This window comes from Streptomyces sp. NBC_00234, assembly GCF_036195325.1.
Lineage (GTDB): Bacteria > Actinomycetota > Actinomycetes > Streptomycetales > Streptomycetaceae > Streptomyces.
Genome location: NZ_CP108101.1, coordinates 1,518,540 through 1,543,862, shown reverse-complemented (window position 1 = coordinate 1,543,862; position 25,323 = coordinate 1,518,540). Strand labels below are relative to the sequence as shown.

At 71.6% G+C, this 25,323-nt stretch carries 23 protein-coding genes and 1 pseudogene; 10 read left to right on the top strand and 14 right to left on the bottom strand.

The window, feature by feature from the left end; all coding sequences use genetic code 11:
• Window positions 1-23: 23 nt before the first annotated feature.
• From OG230_RS06630 to OG230_RS06610, 5 genes are all read right to left on the bottom strand, one after another.
• On the bottom strand, window positions 24-461 hold the full coding sequence (locus OG230_RS06630) for an SPW repeat protein (RefSeq protein ID WP_328909186.1): 438 nt from the start codon (window positions 459-461) through the stop codon (window positions 24-26).
• A gap of 82 nt (window positions 462-543) precedes the next feature.
• Window positions 544-1,527, bottom strand: coding sequence for an ADP-ribosylglycohydrolase family protein (locus OG230_RS06625; protein ID WP_328909185.1), 984 nt, complete (start codon window positions 1,525-1,527; stop codon window positions 544-546).
• A complete protein-coding gene (locus OG230_RS06620; protein WP_328909184.1) occupies window positions 1,524-3,068 on the bottom strand; it encodes an amino acid permease in 1,545 nt (514 codons plus the stop codon). The genes OG230_RS06625 and OG230_RS06620 overlap by 4 nt, the downstream gene beginning before the upstream one ends.
• Window positions 3,069-3,220: 152 nt before the next feature.
• Window positions 3,221-3,865 (bottom strand): fasciclin domain-containing protein, encoded by a 645-nt coding sequence (locus OG230_RS06615; RefSeq protein WP_328909183.1) that lies wholly within the window; start codon window positions 3,863-3,865, stop codon window positions 3,221-3,223.
• A 72-nt stretch (window positions 3,866-3,937) separates the two neighbouring features.
• Window positions 3,938-5,527: a molybdopterin-dependent oxidoreductase gene (locus OG230_RS06610; protein ID WP_328911325.1), complete on the bottom strand. Its 1,590-nt coding sequence runs from the start codon at window positions 5,525-5,527 to the stop codon at window positions 3,938-3,940.
• Window positions 5,528-5,726: 199 nt separating this feature from the next.
• Here OG230_RS06610 and OG230_RS06605 point away from each other — a divergent pair, with 199 nt between their 5' ends.
• The 4 genes from OG230_RS06605 to OG230_RS06590 all read left to right on the top strand — a co-directional run bounded on the left by OG230_RS06605 (window position 5,727) and on the right by OG230_RS06590 (window position 9,956).
• Window positions 5,727-7,010, top strand: coding sequence for an NAD(P)/FAD-dependent oxidoreductase (locus OG230_RS06605; RefSeq protein ID WP_328909182.1), 1,284 nt, complete (start codon window positions 5,727-5,729; stop codon window positions 7,008-7,010).
• Between the two features lie 92 nt (window positions 7,011-7,102).
• A complete protein-coding gene (locus tag OG230_RS06600; RefSeq protein WP_328911324.1) occupies window positions 7,103-7,825 on the top strand; it encodes a DUF1365 domain-containing protein in 723 nt (240 codons plus the stop codon).
• Window positions 7,826-7,827: 2 nt separating this feature from the next.
• Complete coding sequence (locus OG230_RS06595) at window positions 7,828-9,156, top strand: cyclopropane-fatty-acyl-phospholipid synthase family protein (RefSeq protein ID WP_328911323.1); 1,329 nt, start codon at window positions 7,828-7,830, stop codon at window positions 9,154-9,156.
• A complete protein-coding gene (locus tag OG230_RS06590) occupies window positions 9,153-9,956 on the top strand; it encodes a DUF1295 domain-containing protein (RefSeq protein ID WP_328909181.1) in 804 nt (267 codons plus the stop codon). Before OG230_RS06595 ends, OG230_RS06590 begins: the two co-directional genes overlap by 4 nt.
• A gap of 142 nt (window positions 9,957-10,098) precedes the next feature.
• Here the strand turns inward: OG230_RS06590 and OG230_RS06585 are convergent, their stop codons facing one another.
• From OG230_RS06585 to OG230_RS06570, 4 genes are all read right to left on the bottom strand, one after another.
• Window positions 10,099-10,851: an anti-sigma factor gene (locus OG230_RS06585; protein WP_328909180.1), complete on the bottom strand. Its 753-nt coding sequence runs from the start codon at window positions 10,849-10,851 to the stop codon at window positions 10,099-10,101.
• Window positions 10,848-11,432, bottom strand: coding sequence for a sigma-70 family RNA polymerase sigma factor (locus OG230_RS06580; protein WP_328909179.1), 585 nt, complete (start codon window positions 11,430-11,432; stop codon window positions 10,848-10,850). The genes OG230_RS06585 and OG230_RS06580 overlap by 4 nt, the downstream gene beginning before the upstream one ends.
• 68 nt (window positions 11,433-11,500) lie before the next feature.
• Entirely contained in the window at window positions 11,501-12,001 is a 501-nt protein-coding gene (locus tag OG230_RS06575; RefSeq protein WP_328909178.1) for an ABA4-like family protein, read from the bottom strand.
• A complete protein-coding gene (locus OG230_RS06570) occupies window positions 11,998-12,969 on the bottom strand; it encodes a hypothetical protein (RefSeq protein ID WP_328909177.1) in 972 nt (323 codons plus the stop codon). Before OG230_RS06570 ends, OG230_RS06575 begins: the two co-directional genes overlap by 4 nt.
• 118 nt (window positions 12,970-13,087) lie before the next feature.
• Between OG230_RS06570 and OG230_RS06565 the strand changes: the two genes are divergently transcribed.
• Window positions 13,088-13,744, top strand: a complete 657-nt coding sequence (locus tag OG230_RS06565; RefSeq protein ID WP_328909176.1) for a MerR family transcriptional regulator — start codon at window positions 13,088-13,090, stop codon at window positions 13,742-13,744.
• Between the two features lie 89 nt (window positions 13,745-13,833).
• Here OG230_RS06565 and OG230_RS06560 read toward each other — a convergent pair whose 3' ends face one another.
• Window positions 13,834-14,676 carry a siderophore-interacting protein gene (locus tag OG230_RS06560; RefSeq protein ID WP_328909175.1) on the bottom strand — a complete coding sequence of 281 codons (843 nt, stop codon included), beginning with the start codon at window positions 14,674-14,676 and terminating at the stop codon, window positions 13,834-13,836.
• A 47-nt stretch (window positions 14,677-14,723) separates the two neighbouring features.
• Window positions 14,724-15,632 carry a 5'-3' exonuclease gene (locus OG230_RS06555; RefSeq protein WP_328911322.1) on the bottom strand — a complete coding sequence of 303 codons (909 nt, stop codon included), beginning with the start codon at window positions 15,630-15,632 and terminating at the stop codon, window positions 14,724-14,726.
• A 268-nt stretch (window positions 15,633-15,900) separates the two neighbouring features.
• On the opposite strand from OG230_RS06555, the gene OG230_RS06550 reads away from it, so the two are divergent.
• The 4 genes from OG230_RS06550 to OG230_RS06535 all read left to right on the top strand — a co-directional run bounded on the left by OG230_RS06550 (window position 15,901) and on the right by OG230_RS06535 (window position 21,144).
• On the top strand, window positions 15,901-16,992 hold the full coding sequence (locus OG230_RS06550) for a quaternary amine ABC transporter ATP-binding protein (protein WP_328909174.1): 1,092 nt from the start codon (window positions 15,901-15,903) through the stop codon (window positions 16,990-16,992).
• Window positions 16,985-19,615 (top strand): ABC transporter permease/substrate binding protein, encoded by a 2,631-nt coding sequence (locus OG230_RS06545; RefSeq protein ID WP_328909173.1) that lies wholly within the window; start codon window positions 16,985-16,987, stop codon window positions 19,613-19,615. Before OG230_RS06550 ends, OG230_RS06545 begins: the two co-directional genes overlap by 8 nt.
• 178 nt (window positions 19,616-19,793) lie before the next feature.
• Window positions 19,794-20,339, top strand: coding sequence for a helix-turn-helix domain-containing protein (locus OG230_RS06540; protein WP_328909172.1), 546 nt, complete (start codon window positions 19,794-19,796; stop codon window positions 20,337-20,339).
• Between the two features lie 16 nt (window positions 20,340-20,355).
• Window positions 20,356-21,144 (top strand): helical backbone metal receptor, encoded by a 789-nt coding sequence (locus OG230_RS06535; RefSeq protein WP_328909171.1) that lies wholly within the window; start codon window positions 20,356-20,358, stop codon window positions 21,142-21,144.
• On the opposite strand, the pseudogene OG230_RS06530 reads toward OG230_RS06535, so the two are convergent.
• Window positions 21,134-22,051, bottom strand: a pseudogene (locus OG230_RS06530) (TDT family transporter); the annotation flags it as partial. The gene OG230_RS06535 and the pseudogene OG230_RS06530 sit on opposite strands and share 11 nt — an antisense overlap.
• Before the next feature lie 175 nt (window positions 22,052-22,226).
• Here OG230_RS06530 and OG230_RS06525 point away from each other — a divergent pair.
• On the top strand, window positions 22,227-23,150 hold the full coding sequence (locus tag OG230_RS06525; RefSeq protein WP_328909170.1) for a LysR family transcriptional regulator: 924 nt from the start codon (window positions 22,227-22,229) through the stop codon (window positions 23,148-23,150).
• A 23-nt stretch (window positions 23,151-23,173) separates the two neighbouring features.
• Here OG230_RS06525 and eutC read toward each other — a convergent pair whose 3' ends face one another.
• A complete protein-coding gene (gene eutC / locus OG230_RS06520; protein ID WP_328909169.1) occupies window positions 23,174-23,923 on the bottom strand; it encodes an ethanolamine ammonia-lyase subunit EutC in 750 nt (249 codons plus the stop codon).
• Window positions 23,920-25,320 carry an ethanolamine ammonia-lyase subunit EutB gene (locus tag OG230_RS06515; RefSeq protein WP_328909168.1) on the bottom strand — a complete coding sequence of 467 codons (1,401 nt, stop codon included), beginning with the start codon at window positions 25,318-25,320 and terminating at the stop codon, window positions 23,920-23,922. Before OG230_RS06515 ends, eutC begins: the two co-directional genes overlap by 4 nt.
• Between the last annotated feature and the right edge of the window lie 3 nt (window positions 25,321-25,323).

Here is a 25,323-nt window from a genome sequence, read left to right as displayed (position 1 = left end):
GCCACAGTCGCCTGTCGGCCTCCTCAGCTCTTGGTGCTTCTCATCGCCGTGGCCGCGCAGGCCATGCCCAGCACGACGGTCAGGGCGCCGACGATGACGTTGTTGAGGATGACCCCGGTGTCCGGGCTGGAGCCCACGACCCACGCCGACACGATGAGCCAGGCGCCGATGGCGCAGATGGCCCAGCTCAGTCCGTACATCCGCTCCGGCATCACGGTGAACCCGAGTGCCAGCACCGCGATCGCGATGCCCAGGACGAGGTTGTGCGCCACGAGAGCGGGCTGGCTCGCCGTGAAGTGCAGCACCCACGGCGAGACGGCGCAGTACAGACCGACCAGGAGTACCGGTGCGTCCACGAGGGCCACGTCTCGGCCGCCGAGCATGCGGTCGTACCGTGCTTGCATTTCGGAGACATCGGGGTGACCGCGTAGGTCGCTCCCGGTGTGCGAGACGTTACTCATGAGATTCGTCCCCTTCGGTCCTACGGGCCCGACCGCCGGATGCGTGCGCGGTTGGCGCCCATCACGCCTATTCTGCGCTTATCTATCCCTTATGTGTAGCTTTCGGGTCGGTCCAAGGATTCGAATCCACCGCCGGGGCCTCGTCCCCGTTCAACTTCCGGGCCAGCGAGGCCAGCTCCGCCGCCCGCAGCACCCGGCCGCCCGAGCCCGGCAGTGGGACGTGCAGCGGCCGGGTCCAGCGCTCCGGGATCGCGTCCGCCCCGTACACCGCGCCCGCCAGGCCGCCCGTCACCGCCGCCACGGTGTCGGTGTCGCCGCCCACGTCGACGGCCGCCGCCAGGGCGCTCTCGTACGTACGGGTCGTACGCAGCGCCCACAGGGCCGTGCCGAGGCAGGGCCACACCGCGCCGTTGAACTCCGTCGCGTCGTCCGGGTGCCAGTCGGGTGCCAGGACCACCGCCCAGCGGGCGCGGTGGTCGGCGTGGACCTCCGCGAGGGTCTCCGGGACGGCGGCGAGCGGGTCGCCTCCGTCCAGGGCGATCCGTACCAGTTCGTGGAAGACGGCCGTGCCCTCCCAGGCCGCCCGGTCGCCGTGCGTCAGCGCCGCGATCCGCCGGGCCGCGTCCATCGTCGGCGTCCGGCCCGCCCGCGCGAAGTGGACGGCGGGCGGGGTGGCCCGCATCAGCGAACCGTTCCCCGCCGCCCGCCCGTTGATCTGGAAGTGGAGCGCCGCCGCCAGGTCCCAGGGCTCCCCGCTCGTCAGCACGTCCTCCGTCTGGAGGCCGATGTCCTTCGGGTCGCCCGCCGCCCAGCGACGGAACCGGTCGAAGATGTCGGGCAGGTCCAGCCCCGCACGCTCCAGCAGGGATTCCCCGACCAGGACCGCCATCTGTGTGTCGTCGGTGGCCTCGCCGGGGTCCCAGCCGCCGCCCCCGCACATCGTGCCGACGCCGTCGGGGAAGCGCTCCGTGAAGACGCCTGCCGCGCCGAACTCGAAGGGTGCGCCCAGCGCGTCGCCCACCGCCGAGCCGACGACGGCTCCCACGGCCCGGTCCGTTCGGTTCATCCGGCCAGCGTAGAGGTGACCTTCCGGGCGCGGCCGGTCCGGTAGACCGCTCCCAGGGCCACGGTCACCGCCAGGAACAGCACCGTGAACCACTGGAAGTACCAGTGGCCGCCCGCCGGGTCGTACACCGCGGCCCGTGGCCAGGCCAGATTGACGGTCATGCCCACGCCGTACACGAAGGCCAGCGCGTTGACCGGCAGTCCCCACCGGCCCAGGGAGAAGAGCGGCCGGCCCGTCTCGTCGTGGAGCGGGCCGTCCGCCGGGGCGACGGGGGCGCCCCGGAGCCTCTGCCACAGCATCGGGCCCGTGACCATCGTGTAGGCCAGGTAGAGCATCGCGATGCAGGTGGTGCCGATCGCGAGGAACGCCTCGGGCGACGCGAGATTCAGCAGGCCGAGCGCGGCAGCGGCGACGCCGACCAGCAGCGCGGGCGCGGCGGGCATCCCGGTGCGGGGCGAGACCCTGGACAGCAGGGCCGAGCAGGGCAGCACACCGTCCCGCGCCATCGAGAAGAGCATCCGGGACCCGGACGTCTGGATGGCCAGCGTGGCTACGGCGATGGCCACCGCGACATCGGCGAGCAGCGCGCGGCCGACCCCGTCGCCGAGGCTGCTGGTCAGCACGTAGGAGAGCCCCTCCGTGGCCAGCCTGCCGTCGGTGAGGTCCGGCGCGGCCAGGACGCCGCCGAGGACCAGGAGCCCGCCGAGTACGCCCGCCGATGCCAGCGCGAGCAGGATCGTGCGGGGTGCGGTCCGGCGCGGGGAGCGGGTCTCCTCGCTCATCTCGCCCGCGCTGTCGAACCCGATCAGGACGTACGCCGCCGTGAACGAGCCGACCAGCAGCGCGCCGATCGCGCCGCCCTGGCCGCCGGTGTGCAGGGTGATGCCGGGGCCCCGCTCGGCGTGCGTGAACAGCAGGACGACGATGAGGACGGCTCCGATGATCTCGGCCGTGACCCCGACCCGGTTGACGGCCGACATGATCCGGTTGTCGAGCAGATTCACCGTCGTGGTGAGGACGAGCAGCACCACCGCGAGGAGCGCGGCGTTGGCCGCGCCCGTCGGTGTGGTCGGGGCCGGATCGCCGCCCAGCAGCTGGAAGCCCGACCAGATCGCGGGGAGTACGACCTGGAGCGCCAGCGCCGCGGCGGCGACCACGACGATCTGCCCGATCACCATGATCCAGCCCGCGAACCAGCCGAACGCCGGGCTGCTGAGCCGTGTCGCCCACTGGTAGATCGCGCCCGACAAGGGGTAACGGGCGGCGAGTTCGGCGAAGCAGGCGGCGACCAGGAGCTGCCCGACGAGGACTACGGGCCAGGTCCAGAAGAAGGCGGCGCCGCCGAAGGAGAAACCGAACGCGAAGAACTGGAAGACCGTGGTGAGGACGGAGATGAAGGAGAACCCGGCGGCGAACGAGGCGTACCGCCCCATGGTCCGGTGCAACTCCTGCTGGTAGCCGAAACCGGCCAGCGCGACCGAGTCGCGCGGGCCGGTCCCGGCCTCGTCCTGCCGTACTCCGGGTGGTGCGGTGGCAGTCATGTGAGCCCCTGTCGCCGATTACCTGTCAGGCGACAGAAATTAGGGACGGGCTGTTTCGTGGGCGTCACGTGACGGTGTCCGCGCGGCGCCGAAGTGCTCACGCCGCTCCGCCGGGGGCCGGAGGACGCCCGGCCCCGGCGGAGGCACCGCGGTTACTTCGGGGGCATCAGCACCGAGTCGACGATGTAGACCGTGGCGTTGGCCGTCGGGACGTTGCCGCAGACCACCTTCGAGGAGTCGTTGACGGTGTACGTCACGCCCGAACCGGACGTGGTCAGCTTGCTCTTCTCCAGGGTGTCGAAGGAGCCGTTCTCCAGCTGCTGCGGCGTCAGCTTCTCGCCCACCACGTGGTAGGTGAGGACCTTGGTGAGCTCGGCCTTGTTCGCCAGCAGCGCGTCGAGGTCCGCCTTCGGGACCTTGGCGAACGCCTCGTTGGTCGGCGCGAACACCGTGATGTTCTCCGCGTTGTTCAGCGTGTCGACCAGGCCGGCCTGCTTGACGGCGGTGACCAGCGTGGAGAGGTCCGGGTTGTTCGAGGCGGCCGTCGCGACCGGGTCCTTCGCCATGCCGTCGAACGAACCCGCTCCGTCCTCCGGCACGGACGCACAGCCCGGACCGAACGGCTTGTCCGTGTCCATGGAGTCGTCGGCCGAGGCTGCCGGTGCCGAGGACGCGGCCGAGGGCGTGGAACCGGCGGCCGAGTCCTTGGTGTCGCTGGAGCAGGCAGTCAGGGCGAGCGGCAGGACGGCCGCGGCGGAGACGGCGACGGCTGCGCGGCGGAAGTGGAGGGTGTTCATGGTGTTCTCCTGGTTCGGATTCTGTTGTTCCGGAGCTGTGGTGTGCGTACGACGGCTGACGGTGACGGCTGTTCAGGGCACGTTGACCACCACCGAATGCCAGCCGGTCGCACCGTCGGGGACGGTGCCGACCCGTTCGTCGGTCTGGGTGGCGCCGGTGCGGTCCGTCGCGCGGACCTCGAGGGTGTGGCTGCCGGTCGTGGCCGGCCACTCCCACACCCACTGGCGCCAGGTGTCCCTGCTGTCCTCGGCGGCCAGCCGGGCGGTCTGCCACGCGCCGCCGTCCACCCGGACCTCCACCCGGGCGATGCCCCGGTGCTGGGCCCAGGCGACCCCGGCGACCGGCACCGTGCCCGCCGTGGGGGAGGCGAAGGGGCGCGGGGTGTCGATGCGTGACTGGGTCTTGACGGGGGCCTCGCGCGACCAGCTGCGCTTGACCCAGTACGCGTCGTAGTCGTCGAAGGTCGTCAGCTCGATGTCCTTGATCCACTTGCAGGCGGACACATAGCCGTACAGACCGGGGACGAGCATGCGGACAGGGAATCCGTGGGTGAAGGGGAGCGGTTCGCCGTTCATCCCCAGGGCGAGCATCGCGTCGCGGCCGTCCATGACGTCCTCGACCGGCGTGCCGATCGTCATGCCGTCGACGGACCGGGCCACGAGCTGGTCGGCGGGCCCGCCCCTGGACGGCGGCTTCACCCCGGCCTCGCGCAGCAGATCGGCCAGCCGTACGCCGATCCAGCGGGCGTTGCCGATGTACGGGCCGCCGACCTCGTTGGAGACGCAGGTCAGGGTGATGTCGCGCTCGATCAGCTCCCGCCGGAGCAGGTCCTGGAAGTCGACCGTGAGGGGCCGCGCCACGCCCTTGCCGTGGATGCGCAGCCGCCAGCGGCCCGCGTCGACACGGGGGACCACCAGGGCGGTGTCCACCCGGTAGAAGCTCTTGTTCGGCGTGACGAAGGAGCTCAGCCCGCGGATGCCCAGATCGGCGCCGCGGGGTACGGCGGGCGCCGCCGCATCGGGAACCGGCAGGGTGATCGCACCGCGTGAAGCGGACGCCCCCGCCTGTACCGAAGCGGTGATCCGGCGTCCGACGAAGCCGGCGCCGGCCGAGGCCACCGCCGCGGCGGTCGCCGCGATCACGAATCCGCGACGGTCGAAGGTGCCCTGGTCCGCCCGGACCTCCGTCTCCCCAGCCGCGGGAGAGGGAACGGTCCTCGGGGCAAGCCGTCCGACCAGGAAGTACAGCACTCCTGCGGCCACCAGGGCACCCACCACCGAAGGCAGGGCGTCGCCGGGCAGGCCCTCGGGCCGCCCGACCGCCGCCACTGCCCCGACCACACCGAAGACCAGGACGGCAGCCGCACCGAGCCGCCGGTGCCGCAGCGCCAGCACCCCCACCGCCATGGCGAAGGCCGCCAGGAGCGCGAGGATGCCGAGCTGCAGCACCAGCTTGTCGTTGGTGCCGAAGTTCCGGACCGCGAAGTCCTTCACCGCCGGGGGAGTGCGGTCGATGACCGCACCGCCCACCGCGTTGACGGGACCGGCCTCCGGTCGTACGGCAGCAGCGACCAGCTCGGCGACGCACAGGGCACAGAAACCCGCGATCAGACCGCTGAGCGCGGCGAAGAAGGCGCGCGCCCAGCGGGATCGACGGGACAGCGAGACCCCGTGCGGCTGCGAATCGTTCTGATCTGCTTTCACACCGGTGATTCGGCCCCGGGCGGGCCGCGGATTGGTCAGTCACCCGATCGGATGAATCCGCGGTTCCGACCAATCCTTCGCGCGTCCTGCGACGAATCAGATCGGGGGCGTGCCAGGGCGGCCCCGACACGCAGGCAGTGAACGAGAGGGAACCGGGATGTCAGGGGAAAGACGGCGCGCAGCCGTGGTGGGAAGCGGGGTGGCGGGACTGACCGCCGCGTACCTCCTCCGGCGGACGCACGAAGTGACGCTGTACGAGGCGGACGAGCGGCTCGGAGGTCACGCCCACACCCACGACCTGGCCGCGTCGGACGGCCGCGTGCACCGCGTCGACTCGGGCTTCATCGTGCACAACCGGCGTACGTACCCGAACCTGTTGCGGCTCTTCGAGGAACTCGGCGTGGACACGCAGGAGTCGGAGATGAGCATGTCCGTACGGTGCGAGGGGTGTGGCCTCGAATACGCGGGCGCGCGCGGACCGGCAGGACTCCTCGCCCAGCCGGGTGCTGCCCTCCGAGGGCCGTACCTGCGGATGTTGGCCGAGGTGCCGCGCTTCCACCGGGAGGCCCGTGCGCTGCTGGCGGGTGCGGAGACGGGCACGGACGGCGAAACGGGTCCGACGCTCGGAGAGTTCGCCGACCGCGGCCGTTTCTCCCCGTACTTCAGGGCCCACTTCCTGACCCCGGTGGTCTCCGCCGTCTGGTCCTGCGACCCGGTGACGGCCCTGCGCTACCCGGCCCGCCACCTCTTCCGGTTCCTGGACCACCACGGCATGCTCGCGATCGGCGGCTCGCCCGTCTGGCGCACCGTGACCGGCGGCTCGCGCGCCTACGTGGACCGTGTCGCGAAGCAGCTCTCCGCCGTGCGGACCTCGACGCCGGTACGGACCGTGCGCCGGCACGGCGACGGCGTGGACGTCGTCACCGAGGACGGCTCCACCGAGCGGCACGACGCGGTGGTCGTCGCCACCCATCCCGGCCAGGCGCTGCGGTTGCTCGCCGACCCCAGCGACGAGGAGCGGAGCGTCCTCGGCGCGTTCCGGTACTCGCGCAACCCGACCCTGCTGCACACCGACACCAGGCTGCTGCCGCGCAGCCGGCGGGCCAGGGCCTCCTGGAACTACCTGATGCCCGCCTGCTCCGCCGATGCCGACCGGGTCACCGTCAGCTACGACATGAACCGTCTCCAGCGCCTCGACGCGCCCGAGTCCTTCGTCGTCACCCTGAACGGCGCCGACCGCGTCGATCCGGCCCTCGTCCGCGCCCGCATGGTCTACGAGCACCCGGTGTTCACCCCCGAGTCGGTGGCCGCGCAGGCCCGGCTGCCCGCCCTGTCCGGGCCGGTCGTCGCCTTCGCGGGGGCCTACCAGGGCTGGGGCTTCCACGAGGACGGCTGCCGCTCGGGGGCCGAGGCCGCCGGGGCGCTGGGGGCGCCGTGGTGAACGGCATCGCGAGCGACGGCGTGAACGGCACCGGAAGCGACGGCGTGAACGGCACCGGAAGCGACGGCGTGAACGGCATCGGGAGCGACGGCGTGAACGCCCTCTACCCCTGCACGATCCGGCACGTGCGGACCACGCCCCGCAGGTACGCGCTCCGCCACCGCACCTACATGTGGCTGATCGACCCGGACCGGCCGCCGCGGCTGCCCGCCGTCCTGCGCCCGCTGGCCCGCTTCGACGCCCGTGACCACTTCGGCGGCGGCGTGCCGACCATCAGAGCCGGACTCGAACGGTTCCTCGCCCCCCGTGGCATCGAGCTCGCCGACGGCACCGTCACCATGCTCACCCACGCCCGGGTCCTCGGCCACGTCTTCAACCCGCTGACCGTCTACTGGTGCCGCCGGGCCGACGGCACCCCGCTCTGCGTGGTCGCCGAGGTGCACAACACCTACGGCGAACGGCACTGCTACCTGCTCCGCCCGGATGCCGCGGGCCGGGCGGAGACGGCCAAGGAGCTGTACGTATCCCCGTTCTTCCCCGTCGACGGCGGCTACCGGATGCGGCTCCCCGAGCCGGGCCGCCGCCTCGATCTGACGGTCCAGCTGGAGCGCGCCGGAACACGGCCGTTCACCGCCACCGTCCGCGGAACCCGGCGCCCCGCGACGCCCGCCTCGCTGCTCCGCGTCGCCCTGCGCCACCCCCTGTCCACCGCGGCCGTCTCCGCCGCGATCCGACTGCACGGCATCCGGCTGTATCTGCGCCGTACACCCGTGCAGCCACGTCCCCGCCACCGCACTCAGGAAGGCATGCAGTGAAGATGCCCCCTTCGCCCGCCCCGTCCCCCTCGCCCTCGGCTTCGAGCCCGCCCGCGCCCCCGGCGCCGTACGGCACCGGAGGTCCCGACCCGCTGCGCTGGCCGGACGTCGTCGCCCTGCCCCGGGCGTCCCGGGCCCGCACCGCCCTCGCCGAGCGCCTCGTACGCCGCGCCCTCTCCCGGCTGCCGCTCCGGGCCCGGCTCGCGGGAGGGGAGAGCGTGGGCCTCGGCGGACCGCTGATGGAGATCCACGATCCCGTCGCGTTCTTCCGGCGGATCGGTGCGAGCGGACTCATCGGCTTCGGCGAGTCCTACATGGCGGGGGAGTGGGAGTCGCCCGACCTCGTCGGTGTCCTGACGGTCTTCGCGAGTCACGCCGCGGAGCTCGTCCCGAAGCCGCTGCAACGGCTGCGCGGACTGTGGGCGCTGCACCGTCCGCCGGAGCAGGCCAACACCCCGGAGGGCGCCGGCGCCAACATCAGCCACCACTACGACCTGTCGAACGAGCTCTTCGCGACGTTCCTCGACGAGACCCTGACGTACTCCGCCGCCGTCTTCCGCGGTTTCCCCGCCGAGCAGGCACTCCTGCCCGCCGCCCAGCACCGCAAGATCGACCGGCTGCTGGACATGGCGGACGTGGGGCCCGGTACCCGGCTTCTGGAGATCGGCACCGGCTGGGGCGAGCTGGCCGTCCGGGCGGCCGAGCGGGGCGCCCGCGTCGTCACCGTCACGCTCTCCCGGGAGCAGCGGGAACTGGCCCGCGCCCGTGTCCGCGACGCCGGCTTCGAGAGCCGCGTGGACATCAGGCTCCTCGACTACCGCCGGATCACCGGGGAGTACGACGCGATCGTCAGCGTCGAGATGATCGAGGCCGTGGGCGAGGAGTACTGGCCGGTCTACTTCCGGACGCTGGACGAGCGGCTCGCTCCCGGCGGCCGGATCGTGCTCCAGGCCATCACCATGCGGGACGAGCGGCTGCGCGCCTCGCGGGCCACGTACACCTGGATCCAGAAGTACATCTTCCCCGGCGGTCTGCTGCCCTCCGCCGACGCGATCGAACGGACCGCCACCGCGCACACGAGGCTGCGAACGGAGCAGCGGATCCGGTTCGGCATGCACTACGCGGAGACCCTGAGGCTCTGGAGGGAACGGTTCACCGCACGCACCGCGGAGGTCGACGCCCTCGGCTTCGACGCGACGTTCCGCCGGATGTGGACCTTCTACCTCGCCTACTCCGAGGCCGGATTCCGTTCGGGGTACCTCGATGTGCAGCAGATACTGCTCACGCGCGGCGCGGGGATCCCGGGGAGCCCGGAAGGGAGCCTGCGGTGAACGGCTTCGACGGAGCGGCGTTCGCGCAGGCGCTCGGGGCCTGCGCGGGTGCCGCGTTCGGCGTCATGCTCGTCACGTTCGCGCTGGCCCTGCGCAAGGGTGTGCACCGCATCGTCGACGTCGCCTGGGGTGTCGGGTTCGCGGCTGTCGCGCTCGTCTCGTACGCCCTCTCGGCGGGGCACGGGGACGACGTCCGCCGCCTCCTGGTGACGGTTCTGACCATGGTCTGGGGGCTGCGGCTGGCCGTGCACATCGCGCGGCGCGGCCGGGGGCACGGCGAGGACCCCCGCTATGCGGCGATGCTCGCCAAGGCCCGGGGGAATCCCGTCCTGCACGCGCTCTGGAAGGTCTACCTGCTCCAGGGCGCCCTGGTTCTCCTGGTCTCCCTGCCGGTTCAGGCGGCGCAGTACCTGACGGGGCCGCTGACGTGGTGGTCCTGGGCGGGGACGGCGCTGTGGTCGGTCGGGTTCTGCTTCGAGGCGGTCGGGGACCGGCAACTGGCGCGGTTCAAGGCCGATCCCGCGCATCGCGGCCGGATCATGGACCGGGGGCTGTGGTCGTGGACCCGGCACCCGAACTACTTCGGCGACTTCTGCGTGTGGTGGGGACTCTTCCTGTTCGTCTGCGAACAGCCGGCCGTGCTCGGTGCGACGATCGTGGCGCCCCTGGTGATGAGCTGGCTGCTGATCAGGGGCAGCGGCAAGGCACTCCTGGAGCGGCACATGGCCGAGCGGCCCGGGTTCGCGGAGTACCGGGCGCGCACGAGCGGTTTCTTCCCGCGTCCGCCCCGCAGGGCCTGACGACGAAGCGTCCGCCACGCAGGGCCTGACGACGAAGAGCGTCCGCCACGCACGGGCTGACGGAGAAGAGCGGGACCCGGTGGTGCATGACGCACCACCGGGTCCCGCTCTTCTGCCGGCGCCCGTCCGGCCACCGGGCCTCTCAGGCCGGGAGGCTCATCAGGGCCAGCGGAGCGGAGGTCGGCTCCTCGGACCCGCCCGCCGGTTCGACGGTGATGCCCATGCCGGACGCCTGGTCGACCGGTCCGTCCATCAGCACGGCCTCGTCCGAGCGGGACGGGTCCATCAGACCCGCGGACCGCATGGTGCCGTCCTCGTCGAACCACAGCTGGTACACGCTCCCCGCCGGTGGCCGCTCCATCCCCGAAGCCAGGAACACCGCCCGGTTCACGCTCTCGGAGACGACGACGGTGCCCCGCGCGCCGCCCTCCAGCGTGGCCGAACTGGTCTTCGCGTCCGGAGCCGTGAGCACCTGGGCCATCTGTTCGGTCCGCGCCTCGGCCCGGTTCGCCTCCTGCCTCGCGTCCTGGGCCACCTGGTTCTGCCACACCGCGACCCCGCCGAAGGCCACCGCGGCGGCGATGCAGGCGGCGAGCACGTACGTGGTCCGGCGGCGCGCCCGCTCGCGGGCCCCGGCGGACCGGGCGAGCCTGCCGTTCGGCGGCGGCTCCTGGCGTACCGTCACGATCTCGCGCAGCACCCGGTCGCGCAGTCCGGCCGACGGTGTCCGGGACACCGCGAGACCGAGCCGGGCAGCGGTCGCGGACAGCTCCCGCACCTCCTGGGCGCATGCCTCGCAGACACCCAGGTGACGTTCGAACTCGATCCGTTCGTCGTCCGGCAGCGCGTGCAGGGCGTAGGCGCCGGTGAGCGTGTGCAACTCGGCCGTGCTCATGCGTTCACCCCCAGGCAGTCGCGCATCCGGATCAGCCCGTCACGCAGCCGTGTCTTGATCGTGCCGAGAGGTACGGAGAGCAGCTCCGACACCTCGCGGTAGGTGAGACCCCGGTAGTAGGCCAGGGTCACGGACTGGCGTTGCAGTTCGGAGAGGGTGCGCAGACAGCGCCGCACCTGCTCGCGTTCGAGCCGGGTCTCGACCTGCTCCGCGACCTCGTCGAAGTCGGGCGTACGGTCCAGCAGGGCGGCCTTGTGCTCGCGTGCCGACGCCGCCTCCGCCGAACGGACCCGGTCGACGGCCCTGCGGTGGGCCAGTGTCAGGACCCAGTTCATGGCGCTCCCGCGGTCCGGCTGGAAGCGGGGCGCCGTGCGCCACACCTCCACCAGGACTTCCTGGGCCACCTCCTCGGACTGGGCCGGGTCGCGGAGCACACTGCGTACCAGCCCGAGTACGGGCCCGCAGACGGCGTCGTACACCGTGGCGAAGGCGTTCTGGTCACCACGGGCGACCATCACCAGGAGTTCCTGGAGATCGGGCCCCGCCGCAGGGGCTCCGCTGATGTGTACGGCTTCTTTCACGCGGGCTTCCTCCAAGGCAGCGCATCGGTTCCCAGGCATGATTCGGAGCCGGTGCCCGCACGGATTGGTCAATCCGTAAAAATTCTTCCACGCACGGGGGAATCCGCGAGGCCGTGGGCGACGGGTGCCGCCCGGTCGGGACGCTTCTTCGCCGCCCGGGCGACGCCCGCGCGCAGGGCCAGGAAGACCAGGAGGCCGAACGGCGACAGAAGGATCGTGAGTACCAGCAGAGGACCCATCACCAGCGGGGAGATGCCCAGCCGCCGCCCCTCCAGGTACATCCACTGACCGAGCAGCAGATCCCAGGCGATGACCTGCGCCCAGACCGCGCCCGCGCCGTTCGCCAGGGCCGTCAGCTCGCGGAACGTGTCGATGTCGGGGCTGCTCACCGCGGTCCACAGTTCGGGGAGGACCGGCACCGCCATGGTGACGTAGACGGCCAGCACCGGCAGCACCGTGAGCGGGGAGGCGGCGATGCGTGCGGTGGCCCGCAGGCGCGGGGCGAAGATCATGAGCAGCCAGAAGGGCGCGGCCAGCAGGAACGCGATCTCGAAGAGTGCACCGGTCATGACATGAGCTCCTTCTCGGCGGGTCCGGTGGAGTGGCTTGCGGGGGTCAGGGGCGTCGGTCGCAGTGCCGCGTACGCCCCGGCGGCGGATGCGCCGAGGACCAGGGCCGCGGCGGTGAGCGTCGCACCGTCCGGGTGGATCAGCGGCTGGCCGCGCAGCGCCTGCCACGTGAGCAGGGCGAGGACGCCGGCGTACGTACCGGAGGCGACACGTACCAGACGCAGCCGGACCAGCGGGTCGGCCAGGCGGGGGAGACGAGCCGCCAGCGCGGCCAGCACGAGCAGGAGGAGAGGGAGCAGCTGGAGCGCGTGCATCCCGACGAAGTGCGGGATGCGCAGGTCGCCGCCGGTCGTCGACCAGCCGGTGAGGGGCATCGCCGGGCCGCCGTCCGGTACGCCGACGGCGTGGGCGCCGACCACGTCGGTCGTGCCGGCGTCGGCCGCGGCCTCCTGCTCGGGGGTCGGCCGGGTCATCAGGAAGCCGAGTCCGGCCCCGGCCAGGGCGAGGGCGACGCCGGCCCGGATCGTCCAGGCGGAGGCGCGGTCCGCGATGCGGGCGCGCATCAGCAGGATCGCGATCAGGAGGGTGCCGGTCCAGAGCACGACGACGCTGATGGCCATCGCGTTGTACAGCTGTGCGTCGAAGGGGGTGGCGTTGTTGAAGTGACTGCGCCGGCCGCGGACCACCTGGACGGTGATGATGACCATCTCGGCCAGGCAGGCCGCCGCCACCGCGTTCCCCGCCCACCGGCCGATGCGACGGCCGCGTGTGAGCAGCGTCAGCATCCAGGCGAGCGACAGCGCGTACGCCACGAACGAGACGGCGAACTTGAAGGGCTTCGCCCAGATCGCCGAGCCCGCGAGGACCCGGTCGTCGGCCAGGACGCCGACTGCGGAGACCACGGCCATCACGGCCATCGCCGCGGCGAAGAGGACTAAGGGACGGTGCCAGGAACGCCAGGACTGCATAGGAGTACCCCCGGTGAGGATCATGAGCAATTATGGATAGTAGAACTGTCTGCTATCCGGTAGTGGAACTATCTACTATGGGCTCCGTAGTTGGCAAGGGCGGAAGGATGAACACGCGGTGCGCATCGGTGAGTTGAGTCGCAAGTCGGGGGTCCCGGTACCGACGATCAAGTTCTACGTACGGGAAGGGCTGCTGCCCGCCGGGCAGTTGACCAGCCCGAACCAGGCCAGCTACGACTCCGGCCACGAGCGCAGGCTGAAGCTGATCCGTGCGCTGCTCGACGTCGGCGGGCTCTCGCTCTCCGCGATCGGGGACGTGCTCCGCTCGGTCGACGACCCCGGCCAGCCCGTGCACAACGTGCTGGGTGTCGCGGCGAAACGGATCGCGCTGCTGGAGGGCGGCGAGGCCGGGCCCGAGCTGGAGGACGCCCGGGAAGAGGTGGCCGAACTGCTGGAGCGGCGCGGCTGGAAGGTCGATGCGACGAGCCCGGCCGGCGAGAGCCTGGCCGCGGTCCTGGCCGCGCTGCGGCGCGTCGGGCACGGGGGATTCGTCGAACTGCTCGACGACTACGCGGCTGCCGCCGAGCCGGTCGCCCGCGCCGATCTGGACTACGTGGGGCGGCGGGTCGCGCGGGAGGACCTCGTGGAGAGCGTGGTCGTCGGCACGGTGCTCGGCGAGGCGATGTTCAGTGCGCTGCGACGCCTCGCGCACGTGGACGCGTCGGCGCGGGCGTACGGGGAGGGTGGCGAGGGGGCCGGGGGAGAGGCCGGCTGAGGGCGCCGCGCGGGGAGGGGGCGTGCCCCCGGAACGACCGAACCCCGGTCACCGTCCTGGTCGGTGACCGGGGTTCCTGTGCGTACGCGCTATGCGGGGCTCTCCTGCTCGCGCTCCACCTGCTCGTTCCACTCGCGCTTGACCGCGCGCCAGGCGTCGTCGTTCTGGCCGGCGCGCCAGTACCCGGAGATCGACAGCTGCGAGAGCGGGATCTGCCGCTCCAGGCGCAGATGGCGGCGGATGTCCTTCACGAAGCCCGCCTCGCCGTGCACGAACGCCTGGACCTCGCCCGCGGGGAAGTCCAGGGACGTCACCGCGGCCGTCAGGGCCTCGCCGACCGGCCGGTCGCCCCGGTGCAGCCAGGTGACGGCGATGCCGTCGGGCGTGACGATCTTCTGCTCCTCCGAGGCGTCCGGCACCTCGACGAACGCGTGGACCACCGCGCCCGCCGGCATCTGCTCCAGGGTCGCGGCGATCGCCGGCAGGGCGCTCTCGTCGCCGACCAGCAGGTGCCAGTCCGCCGAGGCGTCCGGCCCGTAACCCCCGCCGGGGCCCAGGAACGTCACCTGGTCGCCGGGGGCTGCGCGCATCGCCCACGGGCCCGCGAGGCCCTCGTCGCCGTGCACCACGAAGTCGACCGTCAGCTCACGGGCGACCGGGTCCCAGGCCCGCACGGTGTAGGTGCGGGTGGTCGGCCACAGCTCCCGCGGGAACTCCTCGCGGATCGCCGCCATGTCGAAGGGGTGTGTGTAGTCCGCGCCCTCGGGTGCGAAGCACAGCTTGATGTAGTGGTCGGTGAACCCGGCGAGCGCGAAATCGGCAAGACCGTCACCACCGAGCACCACGCGCACCATGTGCGGAGTGATCTGCTCGGTCCGCAGGACCTGGGCCCCCTGCGCCTGGGGTGCCTGACGTGCCGGCCGTTCTGCCACGAGGGTCTCCCTGTTTCCGAATACTTAGGCTTACCTAAGTTAGCATCTCAGCTCCGCAGTGTGGAGAGCAGGCGCATCAGGGCGCCACCCAGCCCCCACTGCTCCGCGAGCGCTTCGAGGGCGGCCGGGTCGCGCGGCTCACGCGGAAGTGCCGGTTCGAACGGGGGCAGGGGTACGTCCGCGGCGACCCGGACGACCTTCGGGGCGACCGCCACGTAGTCCCGCGCCTCGTCCAGGCGCTTCCGCTGCGAGGGGGTCAGCCGGGCGGCCGGATCGTCGACCGCGGCCATGATCCCGGCCAGGTCGCCGAAGGCGTCCAGCAGTTTGGCGGCCGTCTTCTCGCCGATGCCGGGGACGCCCGGCAGCCCGTCGCTCGGGTCGCCCCGCAGCAGGGCCAGATCGACATAGCCGGCGCCGTCCACGCCGTACTTCCCGCGCAGCCACGCCTCGTCGGTCACCTGGAGCGAGCCGACGCCCTTCAGCGGGTAGAGCACCCGCACCTCGCGGGCGTCGTCGACCAGCTGATAGAGGTCCCGGTCGCCCGTGACGATGTCCACGGGGCCCTTCGCCAGGCCCGTCAGTGTGCCGATCACGTCGTCCGCCTCGTACGGAGAGACGCCGACCCGGGCGATACCGAGCGCGTCGAGGACGTCCTCGATGATCGGGACCTGGGGGGCCAGGGTGTCGGGGGTGTCCTCCTCGTCGGCCAGGCCCGCGGGCGTCTCCACCGCCACCCGGTGCGCCTTGTAGGTGGGGATCAGCTCGACGCGCCAGTGGGGCCGCCAGTCGGCGTCCATGCAGGCGACCAGATCGTCCGGCCGGTGGTCCTGCACCAGGCGTCCGATGAAGTCGAGCAGTCCGCGCACGGCGTTCACCGGGGTGCCGTCCGGTGCGCGCACCGAGTCCGGAACGCCGAAATAGGCGCGGTAGTAGAGGGAAGCGGTGTCGAGGAGCATCAGGCGTCGCGTCACACCCCGATGATGCCGCACGCCACTGACACCCGCGGCGACCCGCCGGAGCCCGCGCGGTTCCTGGTTGAGCCATGAATAAAAGTGAACTGGGTCACTCTCGTGTTTGGGTTACGTAAGCGGGGGCAGGCGCGCCACCGGAGCGGACCACGCGCATTTTCGACCAGTGCGTGTGCAGTGCGGACCGAATCCGCACCGCTCCACGGTCTGCCGGCGGGGGTGGCAGACCGTTTTCGGTTCAACGCGTGAGGTGTATGTGTCAAGGCTGCAAGCTGAGCACCTGTACAAGGTGTTCGGCAGACGACCCGATCAAGCCGTGCGGAAACTCGAGAGCGGCACGGACCGCGACGAGCTGCGCGCCGACGGAACGACCGCAGCGGTGATCGACGCATCGTTCACCGTGGAACCGGGCCAGATCTTCGTCGTGATGGGTCTGTCCGGATCCGGCAAGTCCACGTTGCTGCGGATGCTCAACGGGCTGCTCGACCCCACAGCCGGACGGGTGCTCTTCGACGGTCAGGACCTGACCGCACTGAGCCCCCGGGACCTGCGCAAGGTCCGCTCCTCCAAGATCAGCATGGTGTTCCAGCACTTCGCGCTCTTCCCGCACCGGAGCGTCCTGGAGAACGCCGCGTACGGCCTGGAGGTCCAGGGTGTGCCGCGCGCCGAGCGTGAGAAGCGCGCCGCCGAGGCGCTGGAGATGACCGGCCTCGCCGGCTGGGAGAAGTCCTGGCCCGACGAGCTGTCCGGAGGCATGCAGCAGCGGGTCGGCCTGGCCCGCGCGCTCGCCACGGACGCGGACCTGCTGCTGATGGACGAGTCCTTCAGCGCGCTGGACCCGCTGATCCGCCGCGACATGCAGAGCCAGCTCCTCGAACTGCAGAAGCGGCTCAAGAAGACCATCGTCTTCATCACGCACGACCTCAACGAGGCCATGCGCCTCGGTGACCGGATCGCCGTGATGCGCGACGGGAAGATCGTCCAGCAGGGCACCGCCGAGGACATCCTGGTGCGTCCGTCGAACGACTACGTCGCCTCGTTCATCCAGGACGTCGACCGCTCGCGCGTGCTCACCGCGGGTTCGATCATGGAGCAGCCCGAGAAGGGCCGCTCCGACGCCGAGCTGCTGGCCGACGCGCCCGCGACGGTGTCCGCGGAGACGCCGATCGCCGAGCTCTTCACCCCCTGCTCCACCAGTGGTGTCGCGGTCGCGGTCACCGATGCGGAGGGCGACGTCATCGGCGTCGTGCCCCGCGACCGGCTGCTCGCCGCCCTGGGCGAGGAACCGCAGATCGAGACGGTGCTCCCCGCTCCGCGTGACGTCAAGAAGGTGAGCGCCGGTGCCTAGGTTCACCTTCGGCGAATGGGTCGAGAACGCGGTCGACTGGCTCCAGTCGAACCTCACCTGGATCTTCGACGCCATCAAGGCCGTGCTCGGCGGCATGTACGACGGAGTCAACGCGGTACTCGGCGGCGGTGAACCGCTGCTCATGGCGGGCATCTTCGCCGTCATCGCCTTCTGGCTGCGCGGTGTGATCCCGGCCGCCCTCACCTTCGTGGGCTTCGCCCTGATCGACTCCCTCGCCCTCTGGGACGAGGCGATGGCCACGCTGTCGCTGGTCGTCGTGGCGGCGGTCATCACCATCGTGATCGCGGTGCCCACCGGCATCTGGGCCGCACGCAACAACAAGGTCAGCGCCGCTCTGCGGCCCGTGCTCGACGTCATGCAGACGATGCCGGCCTTCGTCTACCTGATCCCCGGCGTCATGTTCTTCGGCGTCGGCGTCACCCCCGGTGTGATCGCCACCATCGTGTTCGCGATGCCGCCCGGCGTCCGCATGACCGAGCTCGGCATCCGTCAGGTCGACGGTGAACTGGTCGAGGCGGCCGAGGCGTTCGGTACCACGCCCAAGGACACCCTGACCCGGGTGCAGCTGCCGCTCGCACTGCCGACGATCATGGCCGGTATCAACCAGGTCATCATGCTGGCGCTGTCGATGGTCGTCATCGGCGGTATGGCCGGAGCCGGCGGTCTCGGCGAGAAGGTGTACGCCGCGATCACCCAGCTCCAGGTCGGCCTCGCCGCCGAGAGCGGCATCGCCGTCGTCATCCTCGCCATGTACCTGGACCGGATGACCGGCGCGCTCAACGAGCGGGTCTCCCCGCTCGGACGCCGGGCCGCGGCCAAGGCCGCCTCCGGTGCGCGGCGCCTCGCGTTCACGCACTACAAGCCGGGCACCGCGGTCGCGATGGTCGGTGTGGTCGTCCTGGCGCTCGTCGCGGGCGGCCTGAACCTCGTGGGCTCCGACAACGGGAAGACCGCTCAGGCGGCCGGTACGAACGTCGGTAAGGGCCAGAAGATCAACCTGGGCTACATCCCCTGGGACGAGGGCATCGCCTCCACCTTCCTCTGGAAGGAACTCCTGGAGCAGCGCGGCTACACGACGGGCATCAAGCAGCTCGACGCCGGTCCGCTCTACTCGGGCGTCGCCCGCGGTGACATCGACTTCCAGACGGACTCCTGGCTGCCGACGACGCACAAGGACTACTGGGACAAGTACAGCGACCAGCTGGACGACCTCGGTTCCTGGTACGGCCCGACCTCGCTGGAGCTGACGGTTCCCTCGTACGTCAAGGGCATCGACTCGCTCGACGACCTCAAGGGTCAGGGCAAGAAGTTCGACGGCAAGATCATCGGCATCGAGGCCAGTGCCGGGATGATGGGCACGCTGAACAAGAAGGTCCTCAAGGAGTACGGCCTGGAGGGCGAGTACGAGGTCGTCTCCTCCAGCACCTCCTCCATGCTGGCCGAGCTGAACGCCTCGATCAAGAAGAAGGAGCCGGTCGTGGTGACCCTGTGGTCGCCGCACTGGGCCTACGGCAAGCACGACCTGAAGAAGCTCAAGGACCCGAAGGGTGCCTGGGGCAAGGGCGAGCAGATCCACACGGTCGCGCACAAGGGCTTCGCGAAGAAGGCGCCCGCCGTCGCCGACTGGCTGAAGAAGTTCAAGCTCACCGAGAAGCAGCTCACCGGTCTCGAGAACGAGATCCAGGGAGCCGGCCAGGGCCAGGAGCAGGACGGCGTCCGCACCTGGCTGAAGAAGAACCCGGGCCTCGTCGACAAGCTCGCCCCGCTGCCCGACGGCGCCGGTGGCCCCGCCCAGGGCAAGGACGCGGGCAAGACCGTCAACATGGGCTACTTCCCGTGGGACGAGGCCATCGCCAGCACCTACCTCTGGCAGAACATGCTGGAGGACCGGGGCTACGACACGACGGTCAAGCAGCTCGACCCCGGTCCGCTGTACACCGGTCTCGCGCAGGGGCAGATGGACGTCCAGTTCGACTCCTGGCTGCCGACCACGCACAAGGACTACTTCGACCGCTACAAGGACGACCTCACCGATCTCGGCTCCTGGTACGGGCCGACCTCGCTGGAGCTGAGCGTCCCCTCGTACGTCAAGGGCATCGACTCGCTCGACGACCTCAAGGGTCAGGGCAAGAAGTTCGACGGCAAGATCATCGGCATCGAGTCGAGCGCCGGGATGATGGGCACGCTGAACAAGAAGGTCCTCAAGGAGTACGGCCTGGAGGGCGAGTACGAGGTCGTCTCCTCCAGCACCTCCTCCATGCTGGCCGAGCTCAACCGCTCGATCAAGAAGAAGGAGCCGGTCGTGGTGACCCTGTGGTCGCCGCACTGGGCCTACGGCAAGCACGACCTGAAGAAGCTCAAGGACCCGAAGGGTGCCTGGGGCAAGGGCGAGCAGATCCACACGGTCGCCAAGAAGGACTTCGCCGAGGACTTCCCCGAGCTGACCGGCTGGCTCAAGGAGTTCAAGCTCAGCGAGGCGCAGCTCGCCTCGCTCGAGGTGGAGATCCAGAAGGGCGGTGCGGGCAAGGAGAAGGAATCCGCCCGTCGCTGGATGGACGCCAACCCGGACGTGATCGACGAGCTGACGCCCGTCGGCAGCTGATTCGGCCCCGTAACACGACGAAGGGGACGGCCCCGGTATCGCACCGGGACCGTCCCCTTCGGTGTACTCCCGGTCACTCCCCGGTAGGTTTCCCTCCATTCGCTCCGGCGCCATCCGGCGAACGACATGCGTAGGGTGCTGGCAGCCGGGAGGATGGCCAGGCGGGAGGGAGCCGGACATGGACGACAAGGACACACCGCGGGTAGGTGCCGCGGTTCGCCGACGGCGCAGGAACCTCGGGCTCACGCTGTCCGCGGTCGCCGCGCGCAGCGGACTGTCCGTGCCCTTCCTCAGCCAGATCGAGAACGAACGGGCCCGGCCGAGCGCCAAGTCCCTGGACCGCGTCGCGGAAGCCCTGGAGACCACGACCGCCCGGCTGCGGGCCGCCGCCGACTCGGCGCGCGCCGTGGACGTCGTACGGGCGGGCGAGGGCGACGGCGTACGCAGGGTGGTGCGCGGGCGTCATCAGCTCAGCGCCCTGGAGTTCACCGGCGAGCAGGACCTCGGGCGCGAGTTCCAGCACCGCAACGACGAGGTGATGTACGTGGTGGAGGGCGCCGCCGAGGTGGAGGCCGAGGGGCAGGCGTACCGGCTCGACCGCGGCGACACGCTGTTCCTGTCCGGCGGTGTGCGGCACCGCTGGCGCGCGACCGTCCCCGGCACCAGGCTGCTCGTCGTCGCGGTGGCGGAGCACATCGACGCCACCTTCGACCCCCGTCGCTGAAAGGCGCTGATCGCGCGTGCGCGTCGTCTCGCTCGTCCCCTCGCTGACCGAGGCCGTCGCCGTCACGGCCCCCGGCCTGCTGGTGGGTGTCACCGACTGGTGCACCCACCCCGCCGGTCTCGCCGCCGCGCGTATCGGCGGCACCAAGAACCCCGACGTGGCGGCGATCGTCGCGCTGCGCCCCGACCTCGTCCTCGCCAACGAGGAGGAGAACCGGCCCGCCGACCTGACCGCGCTGCGTGAGGCCGGCATCGAGGTGATGACCACCGGGATCCGCACCCTCGACGAGGCATTCGACGAGCTGCGCAGGGTCCTGGTCACCGGCTGCGGACTGGCCGTGCCCGGCTGGCTGGAGGAGGCGCGGGCGGCCTGGGCGGCGCTGCCGCCGCCCCCGCCGCCCCGGGACGCGATCGTGCCGATCTGGCGCAGACCCTGGATGGTGCTGGGACGCGACACCTTCGCCGGCGACCTGCTGGCCCGCCTCGGCGTGCGCAACGTCTACGCGGACCACCCCGAGCGCTATCCGCGGATTCCGCTGGAGGAGCTCCGCGCGGCCGGGGCCGACCTGGTCGTGCTGCCCGACGAGCCGTACCGCTTCACCGCGGACGACGGCCCCGAAGCCTTCCCCGGACTGCCCGCCGCACTCGTCGACGGGCGTTTCCTCACGTGGTACGGGCCGTCACTGGCAGCGGCGCCGGCGGCGCTGCGAGCAGCGATCCGCCGGCCAGACCCCGCAGCGTCCGCACCGCGGCCACCGACCACGCCGCCACGAGGAACACGTACAGGGCGACGGCCAGCCAGGTGAAGGCCGTGAGCCCGGTGTGCCTGGCCAGTCCCGAGGCGCCGGTCACACACGTGCCGACCGGGAAGGTGAAGCCCCACCACGTCATCGTGAACGTCATCCCGCCCCGCGCCGCCCGTACGACCATGGCACCGGCCAGCGCCAGCCACAGCAGCGCGAACCCCATCACGGGCACCCCGTACAGCACGGCGAACGCGGAGAAGGCGGAGGCGTAGGGCGCCCCGATCGCCGCCGGCGCCACATCGGCCAGCTGATTCACCGCGGTCGTCGACTGCCCCAGCGGACCGAGCACCAGGAACAGCGTGGGCGTCAGGGCGAGGGGCAGCGGCCCGTGGTGCACCAGCCGGCCGAACACCAGCGGCAGCACCACCAGCGTCGCCAGCAGGGACAGCCCGAACATCGCGTAACAGGCCAGCAGCAGCGCCTCACGCCACTGACCGGCGGGCAGTTCCGGCACCAGCAGCGGACCGAGCGCGGCGGAGACCATGGGCGCCACCAGCGGCAGCAGCCAGACAGGGGAAGCCGTCCCGGGCGCGGGCCGGTGGCGTACGACCATCAGATACGGGATCGCGACCGCGGTGACGAGTCCGATCACGGTGCCGAGAACGTACAGGACCGTGTCCACGGCGACCGCTGCCCCGTGCCCGATCACGTCCCGGCCGACCACCATCGTGGCCCCGCCGACCGCGAGCAGCGCCATGGAGAGGCAGCCGTAGAAGGGGGCGACGGCCGGGTCCAGGAGGTGGGCCCGCGCCTGGTCGCGGTGGAGCAGCCAGTGGCCGGCGCGGGCCACGAGGACGACGGCGAGCAGCACCGCCGAGAGCGCCCACACGACCGTGCAGGCCGCCCGCAGTCCGTCGACGTGCACGGGCAGGGTGGCGCCCGCGCTCGCCACGATCGCGGTGCCCATGACGGTCGCGTACCAGTTGGGGCCGACATACCGCAGGGCCGGGGGCCGGAGAGCGGCCGGGCGGTACGCACCGGCGCGGGACTGGGTCTGCGAATAGATGGCCATGACACGATTCTGGTGGCGTACGGCATCCCCCACCAGGGAGCCCTGCCCTATGAGGTCATAAGCTGCCTTTATGCCCAGCGACCAGCACACACCCCTGTCCCACCGGGTTCCCGACCTGGGAGCGCTGGAGCTGCTTCTCGCCGTCGCCCGGCACGGCAGCCTCGGGCGTGCGGCCCGCGACGTCGGCATCACCCAGCCCGCGGCGTCCAGCCGCGTCCGGACGATGGAGCGCCAGCTCGGCGTCGCCCTCCTGGACCGCTCGCCCCGCGGCTCCCGGCTGACCGACGCGGGCGCACTCGTCACGGACTGGGCGCGCCGGATCGTCGAGGCGGCCGAGGCGTTCGACGCGGGCGCGCAGGCACTGCGCGACCGCAGGGACTCCCGGCTGCGGGTCGCGGCCAGCATGACCATCGCCGAGTACCTGCTGCCGGGCTGGCTGATCGCGCTGCGTGCCGAGCGGCCCGGCACGGCGGTGTCCCTGCTGGCAGGGAACTCCGCGGCGGTCGCGCAGCGCCTGCTCGCCGGCGAGGCCGATCTGGGATTCGTGGAGGGCCTCTCGATACCGGAAGGTCTCGACGGCACGGTCATCGCCCACGACCGCCTCGTCGTCGTGGTGGCCCCCAGCCATCCCTGGGCCCGCCGCCGCACGGCCCTGACACCCGGGGAGCTGGCCGCCACCCCGCTGATCCTGCGCGAGTACGGCTCCGGCACCCGCCAGGTCCTCGACGCCGCACTCGCCGTCCACGGCGGTCTGGCGCAGCCGCTGCTCGAACTCTCCTCGACCACGGCCGTGAAGGGCGCGGCGGAGAGCGGCGCCGGCCCCTGCGTACTGAGCGAACTGGCGCTCGGCGAGGAACTCTCCGCCCGCCGCCTGGTCACGGTCCCCATCGCGGGCGTACGGCTCCGGCGCCAGCTCCGCGCGGTCTGGCCCACCGGCCACCGCCCCACAGGCCCGGCCCGCGACCTGCTCTCGCTGACCGGCCGTGAGTCCTGACGCGGCGCATGCGCCGCGCGGGCTCACCGCGCGGGGCCGATGGGCGGCGGCCCTTCGTCGTCCTGGAGTCCCACACCGGTCAGGCCCAGCCGCAGTGAGCGCGTGATCAGCGAGGCCAGAGCACGCGCGGCGGCCTCATGGCCGAGCCCCGTCGGCGGATGGATGTTGGAGAGACAGTTGCGCTCGGAGTCCCGGCGGCCGACGCGCGGCGCGTACGTCAGATAGACCCCGAGACTGTCGGCCGCGCTGAGACCGGGCCGCTCGCCCACCAGGACCACGGCCAGGCGTGCGCCGACCCGTTCGCCGATCTCGTCCCCGATGGCGACGCGTGCCTGGGAGGCCAGGACGACCGGGACCGCGCCGAAGGCCGCGAGACGCGGACGCAGCTCCGTCAGCAGGGGCCCCGCGTGCCGGTGGACCGCCGCCGCCGAGAGTCCGTCCGCCACCACCACGACGAGTTCGCAGCCGTCGGGCTCCGGGAGCAGCGCGAGATCGTCCGGGTGCACCCGCCTGCCGAGATCCGGGCGGCGCAGATACGTCGTGCGGTCGGGCGCCGAACTGCGCACCTCGACGACCGGGAGCCCGTCGGCCGCCTCCCGTACCGACCGGAAGTCGACCGGGAGATGGACCGCGTCGCGCGCCTGCGCGTGAGCGAGCTGGAACTCCAACAGCCGGCGCACGGGCAGCGCGGCGCCGCTGCGCCCGAGACCCACCCGGGCCGGGGTGTACCGGCGCAGCGGGTCCCACAGGTCCGGGCTCTCCGCGTCGTTCATCCGGCCCCCCTCAGCAGTGCGTCGAGACCGGCCGCCAGCGGACTGTGGCCGACCGGCGCCACGACCCTGCGTTCGGCGTCGAACATCCCCATGCGCTCCATCCACGCCTCGAACTCGGGGGCGGGGCGCAGCCCCAGGACCGACCGGACGTAGAGGGCGTCGTGGAAGGAGGTGCTCTGGTAGTTGAGCATGACGTCGTCCGAGCCCGGCACTCCCATGACGAACGTGCAGCCCGCCACGCCGAGCAGCGTCAGCAGGTTGTCCATGTCGTCCTGGTCGGCCTCGGCGTGGTTCGTGTAACAGACGTCGCAGCCCATCGGCAGGCCGAGCAGCTTCCCGCAGAAGTGGTCCTCCAGCCCGGCCCGCGCGATCTGCTTGCCGTCGTAGAGGTACTCGGGGCCGATGAAGCCGACGACCGTGTTCACCAGCAGGGGACTGAAGCGCCGGGCGACGGCGTACGCGCGCGCTTCGAGCGTCTGCTGGTCGACCCCGTGATGGGCGTCGGAGGAGAGGGCGCTGCCCTGGCCCGTCTCGAAGTACATGACGTTGTCTCCCACCTCGCCCCGGCCCAGGGAGCGCCCCGCCGCATGCGCCTCGGCCAGCAGGGCGAGGTCGACGCCGAACGCGCGGTTGGCCGCCTCGGTACCGGCGACGGACTGGAAGACGAGATCGACGGGTGCGCCCCGCTCGATCGCCCGGATCGTGTTCGTGACATGCGTCAGCACACAGGTCTGGGTGGGGATCGCGTACCGCTGCCTGATGTCGTCCGTCAGCCGCAGCAGCTCGATGGCGGCCGGGACGGAGTCCGTCGCGGGGTTGATGCCGATCACGGCGTCGCCGCAGCCGTACAGCAGGCCGTCGAGGACGGAGGCGGCCACCCCCTCGGGCGCGTCGGTGGGATGGTTCGGCTGGAGGCGGACCGACATGCGCCCCGGCAGACCGATGGTGTTCCGGAAACGGGTGACGACCGTGCACTTCCGGGCGACCTGGATCAGATCCTGATTGCGCATCAGTTTGCTGACGGCCGCGGCCATTTCCGGGGTGATGCCGGGGGCCAGTGCGGACAGCTCCGACGAGGTGACCTCGTACGACAGCAGCCAGTCGCGGAATTCGCCCACCGTCATCCCGGCGACCGGCGCGAAGGCCGCCGCGTCGTGCGTGTCGACGATCAGACGCGTCACCTCGTCGGTCTCGTACGGCACCACCGCCTCGTCGAGGAACGTGCGCAGTGGGAGATCCGCCAGGACGAGCCTGGCGGCGACCCGCTCGGCGTCACTGCCGGCCGCGACTCCCGCGAGCTCGTCGCCCGAACGCACGGGGCTCGCCCGGGCGAGCACCGTCCGCAGATCGGGAAAGCGGTACCCGGAGACGCCGACCGAGGCGGAGTAGGGCGCCACGAC

Bases quoted from the DNA above. Each gene is read 5' to 3' on its own strand.
- OG230_RS06630 (WP_328909186.1), bottom strand. From the start codon at position 461: ATGAGTAACGTCTCGCACACCGGGAGCGACCTACGCGGTCACCCCGAT.
- OG230_RS06625 (WP_328909185.1), bottom strand. From the start codon at position 1,527: ATGAACCGAACGGACCGGGCCGTGGGAGCCGTCGTCGGCTCGGCGGTG.
- OG230_RS06620 (WP_328909184.1), bottom strand. From the start codon at position 3,068: ATGACTGCCACCGCACCACCCGGAGTACGGCAGGACGAGGCCGGGACC.
- OG230_RS06615 (WP_328909183.1), bottom strand. From the start codon at position 3,865: ATGAACACCCTCCACTTCCGCCGCGCAGCCGTCGCCGTCTCCGCCGCG.
- OG230_RS06605 (WP_328909182.1), top strand. From the start codon at position 5,727: ATGTCAGGGGAAAGACGGCGCGCAGCCGTGGTGGGAAGCGGGGTGGCG.
- OG230_RS06595 (WP_328911323.1), top strand. From the start codon at position 7,828: ATGCCCCCTTCGCCCGCCCCGTCCCCCTCGCCCTCGGCTTCGAGCCCG.
- OG230_RS06585 (WP_328909180.1), bottom strand. From the start codon at position 10,851: ATGAGCACGGCCGAGTTGCACACGCTCACCGGCGCCTACGCCCTGCAC.
- OG230_RS06575 (WP_328909178.1), bottom strand. From the start codon at position 12,001: ATGACCGGTGCACTCTTCGAGATCGCGTTCCTGCTGGCCGCGCCCTTC.
- OG230_RS06570 (WP_328909177.1), bottom strand. From the start codon at position 12,969: ATGCAGTCCTGGCGTTCCTGGCACCGTCCCTTAGTCCTCTTCGCCGCG.
- OG230_RS06555 (WP_328911322.1), bottom strand. From the start codon at position 15,632: ATGCTCCTCGACACCGCTTCCCTCTACTACCGCGCCTATTTCGGCGTT.
- OG230_RS06540 (WP_328909172.1), top strand. From the start codon at position 19,794: ATGGACGACAAGGACACACCGCGGGTAGGTGCCGCGGTTCGCCGACGG.
- OG230_RS06525 (WP_328909170.1), top strand. From the start codon at position 22,227: ATGCCCAGCGACCAGCACACACCCCTGTCCCACCGGGTTCCCGACCTG.
- eutC (WP_328909169.1), bottom strand. From the start codon at position 23,923: ATGAACGACGCGGAGAGCCCGGACCTGTGGGACCCGCTGCGCCGGTAC.